The following is a 20,759-nucleotide window of genomic DNA, read 5'->3' on the forward strand; positions in this document are numbered from 1 at the left end:
TTCATCTCACATGACCTCCACTTTGTAAACAATTACACCACTTTCAACAAACTGAGAGAACAAAAGCCTGCCACGTGCCTTTAAACCCAACATTGATTCAACCAAGTTACCCAAGTCAATGTAGATTCTTATGATGTCCTTTTCGGGGAAGCCCTTCGATACATATTGATAGGCGCTGTCATCTCTCAACCTTCTTCTGTTCGAAAGCTTTAGATATTCATCTTTGGTCAAGTTCGTCACTATTAGATCTTTGCCTTGCTTAAAGAACGATACAAAGCCGTTCATTATAGGCAGTCTCAATTCATCACCGAACTCACGTGCACCATAGGATCTTATCAGATTGACGTCGAAATCGGCTGTCAAGTTAAAGATCGCCGCAAAACGCACATATTCACCGGTCAGATCACCTGTCAAATACACTCTGTCCTTGCTGATATCGAGTATCGAAGAGATTATCTGATACATCTTCCTGATTTCTTCCTGTGCACCTTGGAACCACCAGGAAATACCCTGCGCAATATCTGAAGGACCCGAAACAGTCGATGAAAACGCAAAGTTTCCAATAAATGGCATGTTCCTCATAGTCAAAGAACTTGACAGATATTTGTTCAAGTCGACGCCTTTTTTCAGGTGCTGCTTAATTTCCAATCTTAAAGATTCTTCTGTGAGTATTCCGTCAACTGTGAAATAATCAGTCTCAAAAGAATTGTCGCCGACACCAGCTATGTTGATGCCAAAAGAGCCGCCCCTGAAAAAACCACTGATCCATGCCGATTGGTTCACCAACTCTCTCACCGAATACTTGGTGACAAACTGATCGGTGGGTCTGTCATAGACATCTATGGCTCTTTCCAAGGCGTTCTTACTGCCACTCATGACCAAATAACCTCTATAGTAACGGGCGAAGATCGCAACATCTGTGTCTTGAAGAACCCACGTTTTTTCGCTATAGGTGAGTTTCAAATTTGTTATACCCGCAATCATCTTGAGCAGTTTTTCCGGTTCTTCACTTTCGAAAACCAATATGGAAGCTGTTCCGATATTTCTGAGAGCCTCGATGTAGTAATTTATATCGATTGAGAAAAGTGACTGGACTTCGAAAACAATGCCTTTGGAAGCAAAGAGCACACTTTTACTGAGAGCATCGTATATCACTTGCGGCGACACTCTTGCACTGTAACCGATGTTTTCGAGCAGTGACTTCGTTACGTATTCAAGACCAAGGCCTTGTTCACTTAAGAGAAAGTTGAAAAAAGGGACTGAAGAGATCTTGGAATAATACGTACCGTTGTCCTTAAAGAGCAAAAAGAAATCGTAGTCAGCTGGTATGAAATCCAACAAATCGCCCAAAAGACAAACCGACAAAAGCGTCAGCAAAATGGTTGAAAGCACGTAGCGCATATCATTTCCCACCTCTGAATATTCTCCAAGCTTCATCTACAGAATACTCGATCTTCATCTCATCTATTTGATTTCTCAGGTTATTTCCTTCATCTTTAACAAAGAAAGCCAGATATTCGATATCACCTTCACAGCCGGTTATCGGTGAATATGCCAAATCTAATGCAACAAGACCGAATTTTGCCGCCTCAGAAAGAACACCTTCTATGGCACCTATGTGTGATGTCTTTGATCTGTTTTTACTCAAACCCATCTCAAACTGTGGTTTTACGAGCAGAACGAGCTGACCCGCTTTTCTCAGAATAGAACTTATCGGTTTTATGAGTAGTTTCACAGATATGAACGAGACATCACAGAGAACCATATCAACGGCTTCACCAAGCACATCAAGACTTAACTGCTTTGCATTGAAATTCTCAAGACAGATAACCCTTGGATCTGTTCGCAAAGATTCATCGAGTTGATTGCTGCCTACATCAACAGCGTAAACCCTTCTTGCACCGTGCTCAATTGCAAATTGCGTGAAACCGCCTTTTGAAGCCCCCACATCACATACGATTTTTCCCTCAAAATCCAAACTGAAGACTTCGTATGCACGTTCTAATTTTTCGGCAGCTCTACTCACATATTTTCTGTCCTTCAAGAACTGGATATGACTTTCTTCCTCAATGATCACCCCAGGTTTGTCACAGATCTTCCCGTTGACAATCACTCTACGAAGTTTTATCAAATCTCTTGCCTGAGACCTGCTCCTTACCAATCCTTTCCTGACGAGTAAGAGATCGAGTCTTTCTTTCATCTTTCTATCACCCAACACCCCTTTGCAGTTGCCACGACACAACCCCAGTCAAAAAATCTGATTCTGAGAACATCTTCAAAGGAACGCGGTTCATCGATGTAGAGGATCACCCGACCGCTATCCCAAACGGCAAGACCAATATGAGATCTTATCACGTAACCTTCTTGAGGTGATTTCAAGGTAATTATACCTTCTTTCCACACTCCAAAATCACTACATGGTTCCTCTGAAATAATCTGCCCGCTCTCGTCCATGATCAGAAGCTTGTTCTCAACACCAAGATAAACCCTGTTTAGCCTCGCACTTATGCCCCATGCACCTGCAAAACGTTTTTCCCATAATAGTTTTCTCCTTTTCAAATCTATTGTCCTCAGATAGCCTGAAATATCAAGTACATAAAGTCTATCTCCTTCAACAGACCACTCAAGAACAGGTCCCGAAACTTTCATTGCCCAAGACTGATCTAAAGGTACGATCACTCCGTTCGCTAAAACGAGCAACTCATTATGCCTTCCAAGAACTGTAGCATTTATCGGTAACCCGTCAACTTTCACGTTGATCACTTTAGCAACTAATTTGTCATCTATTACGTCGAAAGGTTCATCCGTGTAGAACGAACGCCCGTCCGGGAAAAGTATCTTGCCGTTTTCATAAGTTACAAAACCGTTGCTTGTTTTGTAAACCATCGAGGCGTTCTCGACAAAGAAAACAGGTTCCTCTATTTCCATGTCTCTGTCCACATAGACCGTTCTACCATAGAAGTTGTGAAAGCCTTCCTCGAGTAACAGAGCTTTGCCCCTCATGACCACCGAATGAACTCTCTTTTGAAAGACGAACTGTACTGGCTTTGGAACGGACGCCTTTCTTATCAGAATCTGATCTGCGATCTCAACCAGATAACCTTCTGTTGGCTTTTGAATGTTCCCAAAAATAACGGCAAGAGCCCCCTGTAGGGATTCGGAAAAACTCTCAACAGCCACTGTTTCACTGTGATGATATTCTCTGTACGAAATTTCGTAATGACAGAGATTCTGCAATGCTTCGACCCTCACCAACAAAACATCTCCTATGCCAACGAGCACACCGAGATCGCTGAGTTTTTTCTCTAAGATTTCTCTGTATTCGACGGCTCCATAGTACAAGAGTTGCACAACTGGCAATTGCAACCACCGAGAGATAATCTGAAGATCTTCTTCGGTTGGTTCTGCGAACCCAAAATAGTAGACAACACCAAACTGGTCGTATTGGAAGAATTCTTGATTATTCAGGTTCACCTTCTTCAAATTCAAATCTGCGGCGATCAGAACTCCACAGAGTACAAGTACAAACCATGTGGCGGCGCCGTAGCTGGAGCCTGTGAACGATCTTTTAGCTCGAGTATCTCTTTGATTCTCTCTGGTTCCCATTCGCCAACTCCCACCTTCACAAGTGCTCCCACCATATTTCTGACCATTCTTCTCAAGTATGATCTGCCTTCGACTCTGATCAGCAGAATCTTACCCCTTAATTTGACTATTCGTATACGATAAATAGTTCGTACCGTTGAGCGCTCTATACTGTCGCTCTTTGCAAAAGATGTGAAGTCGTGTTCACCTTCGAGGAATTTCGCCGCCATTCTCATCCTTTCAACACTCAGATCATATGGGAACCACCACGCATAGTTCCTGATGAACAGATTTGGTTCCTTTGAGTTGTATATGTAGTAGTGATAGATCCTTCTTTTTGCATCAAATCTCGGATGAAAACTCTCATCCACTTCGATAACCCTGCGCACATAAACATCGTCAGGTAAATTGGCATTCAAAGCGTTTTTCATACTTGTTGCATCAATCTCTATCGGACAGTTAAACATAATGATTTGTCCAACCGAATGAACACCTGTGTCAGTTCTGCCAGCCGCAGCCGTGACGACCTTTTCCTTGAAGATTCTCTGTAACGCCTCTTCAAGAACGCCCTGAACAGTCCTCACCTCTCGCTGAATTTGAAAACCGTAGAACATGGTTCCATCGTACGAAACAACTGCCAGAAACTTCTTCACTTTCTCATCACTCTCTTCAAAGTGGAGAGGAGCTGTAAGCCGGATTCTGTCATGGGCGGTCATCTATCTAGGAGGAACCTTTCGGTCCCTCTCGAGCGGCCTACCCGGGTTTATAGGGCGGGACCACCCAAACCCTGCTTGGCCTTGCTCCGAGTGGGGGTTACCGAGCCATCGGATTACTCCGATGCTGGTGAGCTCTTACCTCACCTTTCCACCCTTGCCTTCTATGGAAGGCGGTTTGAAGTCTCTATGGCCCTTACCGAGGATCACTCCTCCTGGGTGTTACCCAGCACTCCGTCCCTTGGAGTCCGGACTTTCCTCAAGCAGATTTGCCTGCGACCACCCGCCCCTCTCCACAGACTATCCAAAACGATCTTTGATCTTTATCAGCCTACCGTTCAACGCCGATAAGAATGTTATCCTTCTTCTGGAAGGAAACTGTAGTTCTGAGACGACCACTATTCCATCTGCCGTGGAAATATAGCCACCGTCTCCATCAACGTGCAAAACTGTTCCAGGCTCTTCTTTGGTTTCAACGTTCTCGATACGCTTTACCCCGAAGATCTTGACGGGTTCACCGTTGAAGAGGGTTCGAGCACCAGGATATGAGTCATAAGCTCTGACCTTGTCCTTAACCTCTTTGGCACTCCTGGAGAAATCGACCACAAGATCTTGGGAAGTTATCTTGGGTGCGTACGTTGCCCGTGATTCATCTTGTGGTTCTAGTGGAAATGACTCTGGCCTACTCAAAAAGTCTACCAAGGCATTTTTCCCAATCTCAATCAATCTTGACTCAAGCAGATCGAAGTTTTCATACTCTTCCACGGTGACTGGAATCTGTACAGCAACAGGACCGGCATCAAGCTCTCTTGAAAGCTTGAAGATGGTTATTCCAGTCACCTTTTCGCCATTTTCCAATGCACGCTGAATCGGGGCTGCCCCTCTGTACTTTGGCAACAGTGATGGATGCACGTTGTAAAAACCAAGTGGCAACAGATTCAGGTACTTCTCTTTAATCAATGCACCGTAAGCCACAACTATACCTATGTCTGGCTTCAGCAGATCGATGGGCACGTCTTTGAGTCTTTCGAAAACAGCCAAGCCTCTTTTGATAGCCAGTTCTTTAGTGGGGCTGTGCACAGTCTTTCGACCTCTACCAGAAGGTTTGTCTGGTTGTGTGACAACTCCTACGACGTTGTATCCGTGCTCCAAAATGGCTTCCAAATGCTTTGAAGCGTATTCTGGTGTGCCAAAGAAGATTATTCTCATGGTTTGTTGGTCGAACAAGCTTTCTTAGATTGTTTTATAATGCTGGACAATTTCTCTCTTATGGCAAATCTCCTTGCCGCTGGGATTAAATCTATAAAAAGCACACCATCCAGATGATCGTACTCATGTTGTGCAACTCTGGCGCTGTAATCAGTCAGTCTTTCTTCGATTTCCTTTCCGTTCAAGTCAAGATATCTGATGACGATTCCATTGCTCCTCTCAACATCCTCGAAGACCTCCGGTATACTCAAGCACCCTTCTTCAGCTGTATTGGTCTGTTCGCTTTTGAAGACTATCACTGGGTTTATAAATGTCCTTGGTGTACCATCATCCATCACGAAGATGCGCAAAGAAACTCCCAGTTGAGGAGCAGCAAGACCTATACCGTCCGTTGCGTACATCACGTCGAAGAGTTCTTTGACCAAAGCTTTCACGTTGTCATCTATAAGCTCAACTTCCTTTGCCCTTTTTCTCAAAACGGGATCACCCAAAAGTCTTATTTTTCTCATTTTCAACCTCCTTTAACTTCAACAGAACTCTTTCACTGTTCATGAAAACAGTTATCGGTGTGATTGAGACATAGCCTTCTTTGATTGCTTTGTAATCACAATCAGATGTTGGATCGTCTTCTATGATATCCCCGTACATCCAGTAATAGGTGTTGCCAGCAGGATCGGTCCTCGCTTCAAACCTGTCTGCGTACCTTCTCGTGCTCTGTCTTGTTGCTCTCCATCCTTTTATGATACCTTTTGGAAAGTTTATGTTCAAGGCTGTGAAGGGTTCAAGGATGGCAAAATCAAAATCACTTATGAACCTTTCCACAAAAAATGCCGCATCATGATAATCATAATTCTTCTCCATTGGTGCAGAGACCGCGATAGAAGGTATACCTAATAATGCACCCTCCAAAGCACCCGAAACGGTACCTGAGTAGATGACGTCAGTACCGAGGTTGTGACCGATATTTATACCACTTATGACCAGGTTGATTTGTTCTTTTGAGAGAACTTCAACGCCTATTTTCACGCAGTCTGCGGGAGTCCCAGTTGTTGCGTAAACTGGGAAGTCCTCGACGACTTTTATCCTCTTAGCCCATATTGGCATTCGAACTGTTATTGCATGTCCTGTTGCGCTTTGTTCAGATTCTGGTGCAACCACGAGAATGTCATGTTTTTTGTGCAAAACCTGTGCGAGTGTTAACAGACCAGGAGAAGTCACACCATCATCGTTCGTCAACAGTATTCTCACAACTTCACCTCTTTTTCATTTTACCACGCTTGTTGGAAAGAAAGAGCGGAAGGGAGATTGTTTCTGATTGTGTTACAATCTTTTAGGAGGTGCTGATTGTCTTCAACTTTGCCATCTTTTTGATAGCAATCGGGGCAATCTTTGTCGTGAGTGCCCTTGGATATCTGCAGATCACTTTCGGAAGGTTTTTCTCGATACTTTTCGCGGTCATATTCCTTTATTCTGGTGTCAGTGCAATTATTAGAAGAGGTTTTCCTTCGGGATTGATATCTTTGAGCATAGCATCTTTGATCTTGCTTAACGCTTTTCGGATCTGTTCTCTTGGTTTATGGAGATCTGTCGCGATAGTGGTCGGTGTTGCTCTCATAGAATTGGGAATCAAAATAGTAAAGATTCATAAGCAAAGAAGTCGATGGGACTTTCGTGACTTTGTGTGAGAGGTGATCTGTCCTGGTCTATGAAGATTTCGATGTAGTCGTCGTAGGTGGTGGGCACGCTGGTGTAGAAGCGGCATTGGCAACAGCGCGACTTGGCTTTAAGACAATTTTACTCACATCAAATCCCGACAGAATCGCGTGGACACCCTGTAACCCTGCGATGGGAGGACCTGCAAAAGGCATTGTTGCAAGAGAAGTAGATGCCCTTGGTGGTGAAATCGCGAAGATAACCGACAAAACGATGATAAACATCAGAATGCTCAACACGAGCAAAGGAGCTTCTGTGAGGGCTCTTCGCGCTCAAATTGATAAGTATGCTTACACTCAGATGATGAAGAAAACGTTAGAAGAAACAGAGAATCTCTATCTGAAATACTCTCAGGTTCATGAGATAATCGTTGAAGATGGGAAAGTTAAGGGTGTTGTTGACACACTTAAGATCTGCTACAACGCCAAAGCAGTTATAATCACCACAGGTACCTTCCTCAACGGCAAGATCTTCATCGGGAGAGACGTCTTTGAAGCAGGTAGGCTTGGTGATTTTCCTTCCAAGGGCCTATCAGAGTCTTTGACTAAGTGTGGAGTAAGACTCGGCAGGTTCAAGACAGGCACACCAGCAAGGATACTGGGTAGATCAATAGATTTTTCCAAGATGAAAAGGCAAGATACCGCAGATGAGCCGCTGTGTTTCTCTCATTTTCATGAACCTGTCGTGCTTTCAAAAGATTATCCGTGTTGGTTAACTTACACAAATGAAAAGACTCATCGCATAATCAATGAAAATCTTTCCTTCTCACCGCTGTATGGAGATGTAAGACTCATCGTCGGCAAGGGTCCACGTTATTGTCCTTCGATAGAAGACAAGGTAGTCAAATTTCCGGACCGAAACGCCCATCAGATCTTTGTCGAACCCGAGGGAAAAACGACAACCGAATACTATTTGAACGGTTTGAGTACCAGTCTACCCTACGAGGTACAGATAAAAATCATCAGATCGATTGTAGGTCTTGAAGACGCACAGATCACACGACCTGCGTACGCAATAGAGTACGATTATGTTGACCCAACTCAGCTCTATCACACATTGGAGAGTAAAGTTGTGGAAAATCTGTACTTTGCAGGGCAGATCAACGGCACCAGTGGTTATGAAGAGGCTGCTGGGCAAGGACTACTGGCTGGTATAAATGCCGCCTTAAAGCTCAAGGGTGAAAACCAAATAGTTCTTGGCAGATCAGAAGCTTATATAGGAGTCATGATCGATGATCTGGTGACCAAAGGAGTCGATGAGCCTTACAGATTGTTGACTTCTCGTGCAGAATACAGGTTATTGCTCAGACACGACAACGCTCATCTGAGACTTTCTAAGAAGGGGTATCAAGTCGGATTAATACCAAAATGGTTCTACGAAAGAGTCCTTTCATTGGAAAACAGCATCAAAGTGCATACAGATAGGTTGAAATCTCTGGTTATCAGACCCACCGGACAGGTCAACGACTTGCTTGTTGCCATGGGAACACAGCCTCTGCGTCAGCCAACCAATCTCATTCAGTTGCTCAAAAGGCCCCAGATTACTTATGCGCAGCTGAAGATCTTCGATCCAACTCCTATTGATGATCCTGAGGTGATAGAGCAGATTGAGTTGAACGCAAAATATGAGGATTATATTGAACGAATGCTTGAAGAGATAAGAGTCTTACAGAATCTGCAAGCAGTAACTATTCCAAAGGATCTCGACTATAGAAAAATAGTAAACTTGTCTACAGAAGCAGCTGAGAAATTAAGCCGCGTTCGTCCCTCAAACATCCTCGAGGTTTCTCGTATTCCCGGAATAACCCCAGCGGATGTCACGGCACTCGTGACATACTTAGAGTCGTTTCGCTCTGAATGATACAATATCACTAAAGAGGCGAAGGCAAGATGGCAGATTCAATTGAGGTCGCTAAACAGATACTCTCCTTGGCAGGCAAATTCTCCGAAGAAGATGTCAAACTTCTCGCGAAAGCATATAATGTCGCTTTGTATGCTCACGAGAATTATTATCGTGACTCAGGTGAGCCTTTTATCGCTCACCCCGTCGAAGTCTGCAGGATCTTGGCTCAAATGAATGTGGATATTCAAACACTCGTGTCTGCAATGCTACACGATGCCGTGGAAGACAGTGACGGGAAGGTCAAAATCGAAGATGTCGAGAGAGAATTTGGCAAGCAGATTGCCAGAATTGTAGACGGAGTTACAAAGGTTAGCAGACTGAATGCCCCTGTTGGCACAACTGACTCAAAACTCAAGTTGGAAACCATTCAGAAAATGCTTTTCGCGATGGCTGAAGACATCAGAGTTATCTTTGTTAAGCTGGCAGACAGATTACACAATATGAGAACTATTGAGTTCGTCAAAGATGAAGCAAAGAAGATCTACAAAGCCAAAGAGACTCTTGAAATATATGCACCTATTGCACACAAGATGGGCATATACTCGATAAAATGGGAACTCGAAGACCTTGCCTTCAAAGTGCTCAACAGAAATGAATACAACAGGATGAAATCCCTCGTTGCAGAAAAAAAGAAGGAGAGAGAACAGAGGATAAAGGAATATGTACAGACTCTCGAAAAAGCTCTTCGCGATAACGAGATTGACGGATACGTTGAAGGGCGGTTCAAACACTACTACGGAATATGGCAAAAGTTGAGAGAAAAGGGAAAGAGCTTCAACGAAATCTATGATCTATTTGGAATTCGCGCTATTGTCAACGATGTTCCCACTTGTTATAGCGTTCTGGGAGTTGTTCACAGTATATGGAAACCACTACCGGGCAGAATAAAGGACTATATCGCTTCGCCAAAATCCAATGGTTACAGGTCTTTGCACACCACGGTGATCACAGGATACGGAGAACCTCTTGAAGTTCAAATCAGAGACAAAGAGATGCACGCTGAAGCAGAATATGGCTTGATTGCCCACTGGATTTACAAGAACGGCGTTAATGTCAAAACAATGCAAAAATGGGTTAGTCAGCTTCTCGAGTGGAGAAAGGAACTGACCAGAGATTTTTCGGGTTTAGAGGAATTCAAGAAAGAGCTTCAGTTGGACGAAGTCTTTGTCTTCACTCCCAAGGGTGAAGTGAAACACCTACCGGCTGGTGCTACACCGATAGATTTTGCTTATTCTATTCACACAGATGTTGGGCATAGATTCACGGGGGCGAAGGTGAATGGAAAACTGGTGCCAATCAGCTATTTGCTCAAAAATGGTGACTTGGTTGAAATAATCATTGGAAAAACTGCAAAACCGAGTCTTGATTGGCTTAAGTATGCCAAATCACCTCGTACAAAAGCAAAGATAAGAAAATATTTTCGTGAACAGTTGCAGAATGAGCTGATGGAAAGAGGAAAGGATGTTTTCAGACGTGTCAGTAAGAGGCTTTCAAAGTCCATGGAAGAGATCATGGACTCCGAGTTAGTAAAGAAATACCTCCAGAATCAAGGAATCTCCGAAGAAGAGTTTTACAGTCGCATCGGTGAAGGCACCATTACCTACGGTGAATTGATCAACTTGCTCACGCCTTTGGTTGAAAAAACTCAACCAAAGGCACAAGAAGAGAAAAGAAAACCGCGAAGTCCATTATCGACAATCGAAGTTTCTGGGTTAAAGAACATCGAGATACACATGGGAAAATGTTGCGGACCTGTATTTGGTGATGAGATAATCGGAGTGATTGGAAAAAGAGGACTGACAATACACAGGGTGAACTGTTCGAACATTAAACACGTAGAAACTGATAGAATCTTCGAAGCTCGATGGAATAAAGACGTTCAAAGCAAGTACGAAACTACTTTGCGAGTAACGACAAGAGAAAAAGCCGATGTCGGTATGTTCGTACAGTTGCTCGAAAACAAGGGAATATCAGTTTTGGGAGTGCCATTCATGACCTCGAGGAAAACCTATTCGATAATCTCTCTTAACATTTTGGTGAGCGATCTCAGACAATTGGAGGAAGCGAAAAAAACGCTCGAAGGCGTTAACACTGTCATGCTGGTTGAAAGGGGGAAACTCAGCTGAGAGCTGTCGTTCAGCGCGTGCATTATGCGAGAGTTTCTGTGAATGGTGACATTGTCGGGGCAATAGAAAAAGGTTTGCTCGTTTTCCTCGGTGTGGGAAAAAATGACACTGCTGAGGACGTTGAGTGGATGTGTGAAAAAATCTTGAATTTGAGGATCTTCGAAGATGAAAACGGAAAGATGAATCTCAGCGTGGCACAGATAGATGGTGGTCTATTGGTGATCTCTCAGTTCACCCTCTACGGTGATTGTAGACACGGTAGAAGACCATCTTTCAGCGATGCCGCACCTCCTGAAATCGGAGAAAAGTTGTACCGTGCGTTCGTCCAGTTGATGAAGATCAAAACTCAGAAGGTCTCGGAAGGTGTCTTCGGTGCTCATATGGAAATCGAGGCTTTGAACGACGGACCGGTGACATTGCTATTAGACAGCGAGAGGAGATTCTGATGACGATACTTCTTCACGTGTGCTGTGCACCGGATGCCACAACTGCGGTTGAAAGGTTACGCCAAGAGAACTACGAACCAGTACTTTTTTTCTACAATCCAAATATCCAACCACAAGAGGAGTATCTGAGGCGTTTGGAGGCAACAAAGAAGTTGGCAGAACTTTGGAAGTTGAGATTGATCGTCGATGGTTCTGGCGAAGATTTGTGGAGAGAAGAAATCAAGGGTCTTGAAGAACTTAAAGAAGGCTCAATCAGATGTCAAAAATGCATCGAATTTCGTCTGAGAAGAACGGCAGAATATGCGAGAGCAAATGGTTTTGAGATCTTCTCTAATACGTTGACTACCAGTCCCAAGAAAAATTCACAACTCATTCTGGAAATTGGAACAAAGGCTGCACATGAATTTCAAATACAATATTTGCACAGAGATTTCAAAAAGAAGAATGGGTTTTTGAGAAGTGTGCAATTGAGTAAAGAGTTGCAGCTCTACAGACAGAATTACTGTGGGTGTATTTATTCGCTGAAAACCCCCAAAAGAGAGAAAGGGATAAGTGATGAGAATATATGCAGCGACGAGTGACAGAGTAATTGTCGATAGTCTTGAATTGAAAGAAGATTTGTCCAAGTACGTAGAACTCGTGTTGCAATCAAAGGTACCTATAGCCTTGAAGGTAGGCGATGAAATCCTATCGCTGAGCTGTGTCGATACAATTTTAGGTCCAACGGTCGTCGGTTTTATCAGGGAAGAATTCTTCGCTGAACCGATCATAGAGTATTTGAATGGAATAATCCTGCAGTCCGATCTCTTACCCAACTTCATGGTACAGCTATCAAAGTCGATTGGTGAATGGAGAGGAAAGATCTCACTGGGTTTGCTTTCTACAGATCGACAAGAGGTCAGATTCGAGTACAGAGAAAAACTCAGCAAAGTCACCATTAAAATCCTCTCTCTTGACGATAAAGATTTGTATGTCTTTGCAACTGAAGAGATCTCAGTTGGTAAAAACGTCAAATTGGCTATGTCCAGTAAGTGTTCAAAGACTTTGCAAGCCATAAGAGAAGCCTTTGTTGTCGATAGGTACGGTGATTTCACTGGCTTGTGCAGTTACAGAGATCTTTACAATGTAGAATTGTCTGTGGAACTCGATGATGACGATGCAGGTCTTATATCCAGCAGGCTGAGTTCTCAGAGCGTAAAGGAGTTTGCTGAGAGAATGAAGTTGCCTTTGCACGATGCTTACAAGGTACAGAGATCTCTTGAGGAGAAGTACTGGCTTTTGTTTGACATTGGCATCGACAGCTATCTGTACGCAGTGGGCCTGAGAAATTGGCAAGGGAAGGTGTCAAAATGAAAGAAATTGTGACCATTTCCTTTTCTTCCAAATCTGTCAACACCCGACTTGCAAGAGCGGTTATAAGATCTTTTCTAACAAACAGAAATCTCCCAGATGAGGCGATATGGGATACAGAACTTGGAGTCAACGAAGCACTTACGAACATAATACGTCACACCTATAAGAATGACGAGCGAAGATACATCACTATGACTTTGATTTGGAACGAACCGGAGAAAGAACTGCAGATCTTGTTGAGAGACTTTGGAGAACCCATTGATGCTTCTGTTATGATCCCCAAAGTACCTTCTCCTGAAAGAGAGGGTGGTTTTGGTTTGTATATAATTCACAAAATCTTTGATACGGTGGAACTGAAGAATCTTGAAAACGGAAATCTTCTGAAAGTGATAAAGGTTTTTGAAAAATAGAGTAGGTGATCATTGCTGAAAGTGCACGTTGTCGGAGGCGGTTTAGCCGGTTCAGAGGCAGCATATCAGCTCGCAAAAAGAAATATAGAAGTTGTTCTACACGAAATGCGCCCATCCAAGATGACACCAGTTCACAAAACAGGGTTACTTGCTGAACTTGTCTGCAGCAACTCTTTTAAGTCTTGTGATCTTCACAACGCATCTGGACTGCTGAAAAAGGAGATGGAACTCTTTGGTTCTCTGGTCATAGAGGCCGCTCTACTTTCAAGAGTTCCTGCTGGGAAAGCTCTTGCCGTAGACCGCGAGAGATTTTCACAGTTTGTGACAGAGAAGATCAAAAACGTTGGTGTTCAAATCATCAACGAGGAGATAACACAAATACCGCAGGATTCTCCGGATCTATGGATAATCGCCACAGGGCCTGTTACAAGTATCAACCTGTGTTCTTGGTTAAAGAAGATAACCGGCGAAAACTTGTACTTTTTTGACGCAGTTGCCCCGATAATCACTGCAGAAAGTATAGATTACTCCATTGCTTTTACAGCTGACCGCTATGGTGTTGGGACGAAGGATTATCTAAACTGTCCCATGGATAGAGAAGAATATGAAAGATTCTACGAGGCACTTATTAACGCCGAGGTCATTCCGATAGAAGGTTTCGACAAGGGATTGCTCTTTGAACGTTGTAAACCCGTCGAAGAAATCGCTAGAACAGGAAAAATGTCATTACTTTATGGTCCATTGAGACCCGTTGGGATCAGTGATCCCAGGACTGGCAAGCAACCTTATGCTGTTGTCCAGCTTCGTAAGGATAACAGAGACGGTACGTTGTACAATATAGTAGGGTTCCAAACGAGGCTTAAGTGGTCTGAACAAAAGAGAATCATCAGACTGATCCCGGGTTTACAAAACGCAGAGATCGTTAGATATGGTGTGATGCACAGAAACGTTTATATCAACTCGCGAAAGGTGCTCGATGCATACATGAGGTTGAAACTTAACGAGAAAATCTTTTTTGCCGGGCAGATAACTGGAGTGGAAGGTTACTTAGAATCAGCAGCAAGCGGATTGTACGTTGCTCTGAATGCAAGTAGGGTGATCAGAGGCCTGCACCCAGTGAAGTTACCAACGACGACGATGATGGGGGCTCTTTTTGATTATGTCACAAATGAACTGGATAAGGAGTTACAACCGATGTATGCAAACTATGGGTTGCTCACTTCACAAAAGAGAGACCGTGGTGAGATCGCCGAGAAATCTATTGAAGATTTGAAATGTTTTCTCACGCAACTGGCGGGGGAAAGGGAGGATCTCTGTGAAGGCACAGGTTAAAGTTTCGAGCAATGGACTGGAGGCATATGTTACTGTTTCAGCGGATGAAAATGAGGAGATAACAAGAGATCAAATAATCTCTCAACTTCAAGCAAATGGCATAGTCTATGGCATTTTGGAAGAGGCTATCGACGATCTCATAAAGAAAAAAACATTCAGTATACCTGTTTTAGTAGCTCTTGGTAAAGAACCAATCAATGGTGAAGATGGCCAGGTTGTTATGATCCAGCAGGAGAAACAAGATCTAACAGAGCAAGTGAAAAACAGAGTTGATTTGCGTGAACTTCCCAGTCGCGCGAGACAAATAGTAAAAGCAGGCCAAGAGATAGCAGAGATCATTCCTCCCTCACCAGGCACAGAAGGCAAGAACGTATTCGGAAGGTCTCTGAACCCGAAGCCTGGCAAACCACCACAGTTGAAACTTGGAAAAAATGTGAAACTCTCAGAAGACGGAAAAAAGATCATCGCGGCAGTCGATGGTATGCTCATCGCGAAAGCCGATGGGTTAATCGATGTAAATGAAGTGCTCATCATAAAGGGTGATGTAGATTACGCGACGGGGAATATCGATTTTCCCGGTGAAGTACAGATTTCTGGAGACGTGAAGCCAGGTTTTTCAGTCAAAGCTAAAGGGAACATATCCATATCTGGTGTCATTGAAGCTGCTACGGTAATATCCTATGAAGGGTCGGTTAGCGCCTTAGGAATAAAAGGTAGAGAGAAGGGCATCGTGAAAGCAAAAGAGGATGTCGTTGCCAAATTTCTCGAAAACGCAATTGTTGAAGCAGGACAGAGTGTCATTGTAAATGGTCCGATAACCAATTCTCAGATTAAATCTGCGGTTGAGGTCAAAGCAACGGGAAACAAAGGAATGATAGCAGGAGGAATGATTGTCGCTGGCTTTGCTGTTGAAGCTGAGGAGATAGGCTCGCCACTCGGAATTAGAACGACCATAGAGATAGGTTTCGATCCACAAACTCGTGAAGAAATCAAGGTTATAAGAGCGAAACTGGAACTAGACAAGGAAAATTTGACAAAACTGGTTAACATATACAGAACCTTGAAGGCTCTCATGGAAAAGAACCAAGGGCAGCTTCCTCCAGATAAGATGGAGATATACAAGAAAGTAGGACAGAGCATGATAAATCTCAGAAATACCATTGAGATGAATGAAAAGCAATTACAAGAACTCGAGGCACAGATTAAAGAAAAATTGACACGTGCCAAAGTAATCGCGAGGAAGATTTTGCATCCAGGCGTTGAGGTGACAATATTCGAAAAAAGATTCTATGCAGACCGAACTCTTGAAAAGGTTATAGTCCTGGTGGAAAACCAAGAAATAAGACTCGGAGGCTACTCAAGTGATTCTCAAGTCGGTACCTAAAGCGAGAGAGATGATTTGGGGAAGTTTCAGTCTTAACCAGAGCTTTTGCAAGTCCTGCACAAGACCTGTCGGCGAAGTCTGGCTTTTGTCGGAATTTCCCATGATTCTGACAGAGCTTCAGGCTGTTTCAAAAGAGAACTTTGACTCACATTCACTCAACGATATCTTTGATCTGAAATTGGTGCGATTCCCCATATTGATAAAATTAATCGCCTCTGAGCAATGGCTCTCTGTGCAGGTTCATCCAGATGATCAATCAGCTCAGGAACTTGAAAATGAACCCTGGGGTAAGAGTGAGTGCTGGTTTTTTCTCAAAGACAGTGTTATAGCTCTTTCTGATACAGGTACTGATTTGCAAGAGTGCCTTCAGAACAATTCCTTTTCAAAGGCATTGAAGATCGTATATCCTCACGCGGGCGATTTGGTTTACATTCCTGCCGGAACACTTCATGCGATAGGTCCGGGATCTATGCTCGTAGAGATTCAGCAATCCTCTGATCTGACCTACAGAGTTCATGACTGGGGAAGAGGACGCGAACTACACGTTGAGAAAGCTTTAAAGGTGGTCAAGAAGGTCTGTGCCGAGGATCTAATCTTCCCGTCGGTAGAACACTTTGAGTGTGATTATTTCAAGGTATACAGATGTTATGGTAGCACACATGTCTTTCCCAACTCAATTATTGTGACGCTCACAAACGGCGAGATAGATGACTTTGCAACAAAAGAATATGAAACATATCTAATCACTGGTGAAAAACCTGTTCGCGTAAATGGAGATATTTTGGTAGTAAAACTCGGTTGGAAGTGGTGGCACTTGGGAAATGTCGCTGGCTATGCCAGCGACAGTTGAGAAGATCAATCTTCTTCGTCGTTCTCTTCTTCTTTTTCTTCCCTTTCTTCTTCCAATTTGATGTTTGCATACAGGACTTTGAAGATATCCCTAACGGTCCTTATTTTTTCCAATTGCTCGTCTGGTATAGAGACTCCAAACTCGTCTTCAAAAGCCATCACGAGGTCAACAAGGTCTAAGGAGTCCGCATCTAAATCTTCAATGAGATCTGCGTCCGCTGTCACCTCATCAATGTCAACTCCGAGTTTTTCTGCGACAAGTTCTTTAATCCTTTCCATGAGTTCTTCTTTGTCCATATCTTTCCCTCCCAACATCTTGAGTCGGAATATTATAAACTATACTGCTCGACACCTGTCAAGTTGCTTCTGTGATTTCTGTACAGATTCTCCAAATGAGTGATAATTCGATGAGTCGTAAATCAAGCCCCTGTGAGAAAGAGCAAATCAGCCTTCTTCACCATCTGCGTTGTGGTCTTGGCGAGCTCGCTGATTCTGATCTTCTCAAAACCTGGCAGATAAGTCTGAAGGCAATCTTTCAGGGGTGAAACCCACTTTTCTGAAAGTTCCTTTGATCCCTTCATCACCCCGAGAATCGTTCCGACTTCACCAGCATTGCAATCGACATCGTATCCCATAGCAGAAACCAACTTCATAGTCTCATCGAAGTCTCCTTCACCATACCATAGAGAGGCTATCACGCAACAGAGATTTGGATAGACGTGAATCCAGTTGTACTTTTCGAATCTCCTCTGAATAGTCTTTCTGACTTGTCTCCAATCGGTATTTTTCTCACACGCCACAATGATTTCGTTCAGAACATGTGAGAATTCACTACCCTCGGGTACATATTTTGTGGATTCTTCAATGATCTTGCGAATATCGTTATGAACGAAGGCTAACGATGTCATAACAGCACTGTGTATTCCACCGTAGACTCCGTTGCCAGAATGCGAGATCTGTGAATCAAGATAAGCAAGATAAGCTGCCTCCTTTGGCCGAGCTGGTCGTAATAAGCCATGTACCATGCAACGCATTTGGGCACCTATCCACTCCTGAAATGGGTTGTTGAAGACGCCAGATTCAGGCGGGAAGATACCCATTTTCAGATTCTCCAGTGCTATGTATTCAGCACTCCAACCGAATGGTATCAATTCAAGCCATTTCAGTGCTATCTCAACGGAGGTAATTTTCTCATTTTCCCTCAATGCTTCTAAGAAAGCTATCTCATAAGTTATGTCATCGTTGAAAGTGTCCGGTTGACCGATGTAATAGCCAAGATTCTTTCCAAAAGATCTTTCAAGAGCCTCTCCGGTGTATCCCTCGAGTTTAGTTCCCATCGAAGCACCCGCGATCTGTCCAAGCCATCCCCCGAGAATCTTGTCATAAAGGTCTGAATCTATGCGCACTCGATCGTCTGGGAAATCAGCCGATATTTCCGTCCATTCAAGAGGTCTTTCATAAGTATGGTATGGGTGATCTGTAAGAGTTTTTGCCTCTCTCAGCACTTTGAATATAAGACTGGTAATAGTTTTCAATTTCGCTGCTTCGCCACTGTTCAACAGCCTGAGCCCAGTCTCGAACAAAGACTCCGCTTCGGATACATCTTTACCCATGTTTTCAACAGATTGTATTGCTCCAGCGATCAAGCATTCTGGTGCATCTGAACCGGGAACATTACTCTGCCAAAAGGCTTTGACAATCTGAGCAGGAAAGATCTCGAGTTGAGTTACCTGTGACCATGATCCTTCCTGTTCTGTTCTTGGCTCTGCATTTCTTCTGATTCGTGCTTCATATTCCCAAGCTTTCAAGGTTCACCACTCCGTTCTATGCCTTTGTTTTCCATAGACGTACAGTACAAACAGTGTAGCTAAGTAAGGAATCATTGAAGCAAATTGTGGTGCCAACTTGTAATGCTGGAGTATGAGACCGACGCTCTCAAAGAAACCAAAGACCAAAGAAAGTCCGAGTATGGATAAAGGTCTTCCTTTTACGAGTATGATTATAGCCAGAGAGATCCAGCCTCTGCCGTTTGACATATTCTCGCTGAAGAGAGTGACATAACCAAGAGAGAGATAGACACCAGCCATTGCGGAGAGTATTCCACAGAATACAGTTGAAAGAAGCTTCACACCAGCTGGATTGATACCCGCCGACTTTGCCGTCTCTGGATCTTCACCAGTAGCCCGCAAGCGCAAACCAAACTTTGTGCTGAAAATCAGTAGATCAAGCACAAAAGCCAAACCGAAAGCCAAGTAGAGAACAAATGGATGATTTGAGAAGACCGTCTCAAGAAAGGGCATTTTGTGAAAAAATGGCATTTGCCATCTTGGTAAGCCAATGATCCTCGGTGATATGAGAGCTCCTTTTACCTTGAAGGTGCTGCGAAGCGCATAAGTGGTCCAGCCTAGAGCCACCATGTTTATTCCAATGCCGGTTATGAACTCATCACAGTGCAAGTATATGGCGAACAGAGCAAAAAGTAAAGCCATCGATACACCACTGAGAACGGCAAAGAGAATTCCCACAGCCCAGCTTCCAAAGAAGTAGCTTCCATAGACAGCAAAAAACGCTCCCATTAGCATCATGCCTTCCATAGCGATGTTGAAGATGTTTGCATAATAGGTAAACATTCCTCCAAGGGCTGCGAGCATTATCGGAGTTGCACTGTTCAGAGTCGCACCAAGGATGTGGAAAACCAGGTCAGTCATCCCTTTGTCACAACCTTCCTGAGTTTCACAAAAGATTTTATCCTTTGACCATAGAACTCAATGGCACTTCTTGTAGCAACAACCGTTAGAACGATAACTGCTTGCAGAAAGATTATGAACTCCGATGGCACCGATGTTTCAAACTCCATTCCTATACCACCGTTCTTCAGAATGCCAAAGAAAAGAGCATAAAGAATAGTCTCAATCACGCTGTTGTTCGCAATTATCGCTACCATCACACCATCCCAACCGAAATTGGCACCTATGCCCTTCATGAATCGATGCTGTGTTCCACCCAGAATGAGAAGAGAGCCGGCAAGTCCAGATAGAAACCCTGTATAAAGAAGAACGAGTGTTGCATTCGATTCGATCGAACAACCACCGATTTTCGCAAAATTAACGTTGTGTCCCATCATTCGAAACTCATAACCGCGCTTTGTCATCCTCATATACCAATGACAGAATACCGCTACAACGAGGGCAACCAGAAAAGCCACGCTCAAGCCATTGATATCTGGCATGAAATAGAGTCTCTTTATCAATTTGGTTGCAGGAACGTAGGCTTTTTTGTCAAGAAATGGATAGGTCACCAAATAAATCGTGAAATATTCGGCAACGAAGTTCATCATGAGAGTAGATATGAACTCATTCATTCTGTAAAATCTTCTCATTGCAGCTACGATACCAGCCCACAATGCACCAGCAACTCCACCGGTTATGGCTAACAGTGGTATGCCGATCCAACGCCATGTGTCTAAATAAACCCCTAAGATGGCAGTCACAATAGCTCCTGTGAGCAACTGACCATGTTGTCCAAGGTTTACCACACCAGACGCGAAGGCAATTGCCGCTGAAACGCCTGTTAAGATCAAGGGCGTCGCTGCATTCAGCGACGAACAAATTGAATGCCAAGAGCCTAAACCATAGACATACAAGGCTTTGTAAACCTCTAAAGGGGAGTTCTTCTGCATCTTTATGAAAACACTGCTCACCAGCAGTGCAACAGATATCGAGATAAGTGATAATACT

At 43.6% G+C, this 20,759-nt stretch carries 21 protein-coding genes and 1 other RNA gene; 10 read left to right on the forward strand and 12 right to left on the reverse strand.

The window, feature by feature from the left end; all coding sequences use genetic code 11:
* Positions 1-6: 6 nt before the first annotated feature.
* The 8 genes from ACSFC1_RS05915 to surE all read right to left on the reverse strand — a co-directional run bounded on the left by ACSFC1_RS05915 (position 7) and on the right by surE (position 6,755).
* Entirely contained in the window at positions 7-1,401 is a 1,395-nt protein-coding gene (locus tag ACSFC1_RS05915) for a hypothetical protein (RefSeq protein ID WP_435565193.1), read from the reverse strand.
* A gap of 1 nt (position 1,402) precedes the next feature.
* Positions 1,403-2,200, reverse strand: coding sequence for a TlyA family RNA methyltransferase (locus ACSFC1_RS05920; RefSeq protein ID WP_435565194.1), 798 nt, complete (start codon positions 2,198-2,200; stop codon positions 1,403-1,405).
* Positions 2,197-3,606 carry a hypothetical protein gene (locus ACSFC1_RS05925; RefSeq protein ID WP_435565195.1) on the reverse strand — a complete coding sequence of 470 codons (1,410 nt, stop codon included), beginning with the start codon at positions 3,604-3,606 and terminating at the stop codon, positions 2,197-2,199. The genes ACSFC1_RS05920 and ACSFC1_RS05925 overlap by 4 nt, the downstream gene beginning before the upstream one ends.
* Complete coding sequence (truA, locus tag ACSFC1_RS05930; protein ID WP_435565196.1) at positions 3,501-4,238, reverse strand: tRNA pseudouridine(38-40) synthase TruA; 738 nt, start codon at positions 4,236-4,238, stop codon at positions 3,501-3,503. Before truA ends, ACSFC1_RS05925 begins: the two co-directional genes overlap by 106 nt.
* Before the next feature lie 19 nt (positions 4,239-4,257).
* Positions 4,258-4,593: RNase P RNA component class A (gene rnpB / locus ACSFC1_RS05935), an RNA gene on the reverse strand.
* Between the two features lie 5 nt (positions 4,594-4,598).
* Complete coding sequence (gene fmt / locus ACSFC1_RS05940; protein WP_435565197.1) at positions 4,599-5,507, reverse strand: methionyl-tRNA formyltransferase; 909 nt, start codon at positions 5,505-5,507, stop codon at positions 4,599-4,601.
* The gene (def, locus tag ACSFC1_RS05945) at positions 5,504-6,016 is read right to left on the reverse strand and encodes a peptide deformylase (protein ID WP_435565198.1); all 513 of its coding nucleotides are present in this window, start codon (positions 6,014-6,016) and stop codon (positions 5,504-5,506) included. Before def ends, fmt begins: the two co-directional genes overlap by 4 nt.
* Entirely contained in the window at positions 5,991-6,755 is a 765-nt protein-coding gene (surE, locus tag ACSFC1_RS05950; protein ID WP_435565199.1) for a 5'/3'-nucleotidase SurE, read from the reverse strand. The genes def and surE overlap by 26 nt, the downstream gene beginning before the upstream one ends.
* A gap of 89 nt (positions 6,756-6,844) precedes the next feature.
* Here surE and ACSFC1_RS05955 point away from each other — a divergent pair, with 89 nt between their 5' ends.
* The 10 genes from ACSFC1_RS05955 to ACSFC1_RS06000 are packed head-to-tail and all read left to right on the forward strand — an operon-like array spanning position 6,845 to position 17,023.
* The gene (locus tag ACSFC1_RS05955; protein ID WP_435565200.1) at positions 6,845-7,192 is read left to right on the forward strand and encodes a LiaF transmembrane domain-containing protein; all 348 of its coding nucleotides are present in this window, start codon (positions 6,845-6,847) and stop codon (positions 7,190-7,192) included.
* A gap of 13 nt (positions 7,193-7,205) precedes the next feature.
* Entirely contained in the window at positions 7,206-9,080 is a 1,875-nt protein-coding gene (gene mnmG / locus ACSFC1_RS05960) for a tRNA uridine-5-carboxymethylaminomethyl(34) synthesis enzyme MnmG (RefSeq protein ID WP_435565997.1), read from the forward strand.
* Positions 9,081-9,109: 29 nt separating this feature from the next.
* Positions 9,110-11,248: a RelA/SpoT family protein gene (locus ACSFC1_RS05965; RefSeq protein ID WP_435565201.1), complete on the forward strand. Its 2,139-nt coding sequence runs from the start codon at positions 9,110-9,112 to the stop codon at positions 11,246-11,248.
* Positions 11,245-11,694: a D-aminoacyl-tRNA deacylase gene (gene dtd, locus ACSFC1_RS05970; RefSeq protein ID WP_435565998.1), complete on the forward strand. Its 450-nt coding sequence runs from the start codon at positions 11,245-11,247 to the stop codon at positions 11,692-11,694. The genes ACSFC1_RS05965 and dtd overlap by 4 nt, the downstream gene beginning before the upstream one ends.
* Positions 11,694-12,275: an epoxyqueuosine reductase QueH gene (locus tag ACSFC1_RS05975; RefSeq protein WP_435565202.1), complete on the forward strand. Its 582-nt coding sequence runs from the start codon at positions 11,694-11,696 to the stop codon at positions 12,273-12,275. The genes dtd and ACSFC1_RS05975 overlap by 1 nt, the downstream gene beginning before the upstream one ends.
* Complete coding sequence (locus tag ACSFC1_RS05980) at positions 12,250-13,047, forward strand: DUF4940 domain-containing protein (RefSeq protein ID WP_435565203.1); 798 nt, start codon at positions 12,250-12,252, stop codon at positions 13,045-13,047. Before ACSFC1_RS05975 ends, ACSFC1_RS05980 begins: the two co-directional genes overlap by 26 nt.
* Positions 13,044-13,457: an ATP-binding protein gene (locus ACSFC1_RS05985; protein WP_435565204.1), complete on the forward strand. Its 414-nt coding sequence runs from the start codon at positions 13,044-13,046 to the stop codon at positions 13,455-13,457. The genes ACSFC1_RS05980 and ACSFC1_RS05985 overlap by 4 nt, the downstream gene beginning before the upstream one ends.
* A gap of 15 nt (positions 13,458-13,472) precedes the next feature.
* The gene (gene trmFO, locus ACSFC1_RS05990; protein WP_435565999.1) at positions 13,473-14,789 is read left to right on the forward strand and encodes a methylenetetrahydrofolate--tRNA-(uracil(54)-C(5))-methyltransferase (FADH(2)-oxidizing) TrmFO; all 1,317 of its coding nucleotides are present in this window, start codon (positions 13,473-13,475) and stop codon (positions 14,787-14,789) included.
* Positions 14,773-16,173, forward strand: coding sequence for a DUF342 domain-containing protein (locus ACSFC1_RS05995; protein WP_435565205.1), 1,401 nt, complete (start codon positions 14,773-14,775; stop codon positions 16,171-16,173). The genes trmFO and ACSFC1_RS05995 overlap by 17 nt, the downstream gene beginning before the upstream one ends.
* Complete coding sequence (locus ACSFC1_RS06000) at positions 16,151-17,023, forward strand: type I phosphomannose isomerase catalytic subunit (RefSeq protein WP_435565206.1); 873 nt, start codon at positions 16,151-16,153, stop codon at positions 17,021-17,023. The genes ACSFC1_RS05995 and ACSFC1_RS06000 overlap by 23 nt, the downstream gene beginning before the upstream one ends.
* Positions 17,024-17,028: 5 nt before the next feature.
* On the opposite strand, the gene acpP is transcribed toward ACSFC1_RS06000, so the two are convergent.
* The 4 genes from acpP to ACSFC1_RS06020 all read right to left on the reverse strand — a co-directional run bounded on the left by acpP (position 17,029) and on the right by ACSFC1_RS06020 (position 20,701).
* Positions 17,029-17,337 (reverse strand): acyl carrier protein, encoded by a 309-nt coding sequence (acpP, locus tag ACSFC1_RS06005; protein WP_435565207.1) that lies wholly within the window; start codon positions 17,335-17,337, stop codon positions 17,029-17,031.
* A 104-nt stretch (positions 17,338-17,441) separates the two neighbouring features.
* Positions 17,442-18,830: an ADP-ribosylglycohydrolase family protein gene (locus tag ACSFC1_RS06010; RefSeq protein ID WP_435565208.1), complete on the reverse strand. Its 1,389-nt coding sequence runs from the start codon at positions 18,828-18,830 to the stop codon at positions 17,442-17,444.
* A gap of 3 nt (positions 18,831-18,833) precedes the next feature.
* The gene (locus tag ACSFC1_RS06015; protein ID WP_435565209.1) at positions 18,834-19,730 is read right to left on the reverse strand and encodes an ABC transporter permease; all 897 of its coding nucleotides are present in this window, start codon (positions 19,728-19,730) and stop codon (positions 18,834-18,836) included.
* Complete coding sequence (locus tag ACSFC1_RS06020; protein WP_435565210.1) at positions 19,727-20,701, reverse strand: ABC transporter permease; 975 nt, start codon at positions 20,699-20,701, stop codon at positions 19,727-19,729. The genes ACSFC1_RS06015 and ACSFC1_RS06020 overlap by 4 nt, the downstream gene beginning before the upstream one ends.
* Positions 20,702-20,759: the final 58 nt, after the last annotated feature.

It is taken from the genome of Pseudothermotoga sp. U03pept, from assembly GCF_051235805.1.
Lineage (GTDB): Bacteria > Thermotogota > Thermotogae > Thermotogales > DSM-5069 > Pseudothermotoga_B.

Bases quoted from the DNA above. Each gene is read 5' to 3' on its own strand.
- ACSFC1_RS05915 (WP_435565193.1), bottom strand. From the start codon at position 1,401: ATGCGCTACGTGCTTTCAACCATTTTGCTGACGCTTTTGTCGGTTTGT.
- ACSFC1_RS05920 (WP_435565194.1), bottom strand. From the start codon at position 2,200: ATGAAAGAAAGACTCGATCTCTTACTCGTCAGGAAAGGATTGGTAAGG.
- ACSFC1_RS05925 (WP_435565195.1), bottom strand. From the start codon at position 3,606: ATGGGAACCAGAGAGAATCAAAGAGATACTCGAGCTAAAAGATCGTTC.
- fmt (WP_435565197.1), bottom strand. From the start codon at position 5,507: ATGAGAATAATCTTCTTTGGCACACCAGAATACGCTTCAAAGCATTTG.
- def (WP_435565198.1), bottom strand. From the start codon at position 6,016: ATGAGAAAAATAAGACTTTTGGGTGATCCCGTTTTGAGAAAAAGGGCA.
- ACSFC1_RS05965 (WP_435565201.1), top strand. From the start codon at position 9,110: ATGGCAGATTCAATTGAGGTCGCTAAACAGATACTCTCCTTGGCAGGC.
- ACSFC1_RS05975 (WP_435565202.1), top strand. From the start codon at position 11,694: ATGACGATACTTCTTCACGTGTGCTGTGCACCGGATGCCACAACTGCG.
- ACSFC1_RS05980 (WP_435565203.1), top strand. From the start codon at position 12,250: ATGAGAATATATGCAGCGACGAGTGACAGAGTAATTGTCGATAGTCTT.
- ACSFC1_RS05985 (WP_435565204.1), top strand. From the start codon at position 13,044: ATGAAAGAAATTGTGACCATTTCCTTTTCTTCCAAATCTGTCAACACC.
- acpP (WP_435565207.1), bottom strand. From the start codon at position 17,337: ATGTTGGGAGGGAAAGATATGGACAAAGAAGAACTCATGGAAAGGATT.
- ACSFC1_RS06015 (WP_435565209.1), bottom strand. From the start codon at position 19,730: ATGACTGACCTGGTTTTCCACATCCTTGGTGCGACTCTGAACAGTGCA.
- ACSFC1_RS06020 (WP_435565210.1), bottom strand. From the start codon at position 20,701: ATGCAGAAGAACTCCCCTTTAGAGGTTTACAAAGCCTTGTATGTCTAT.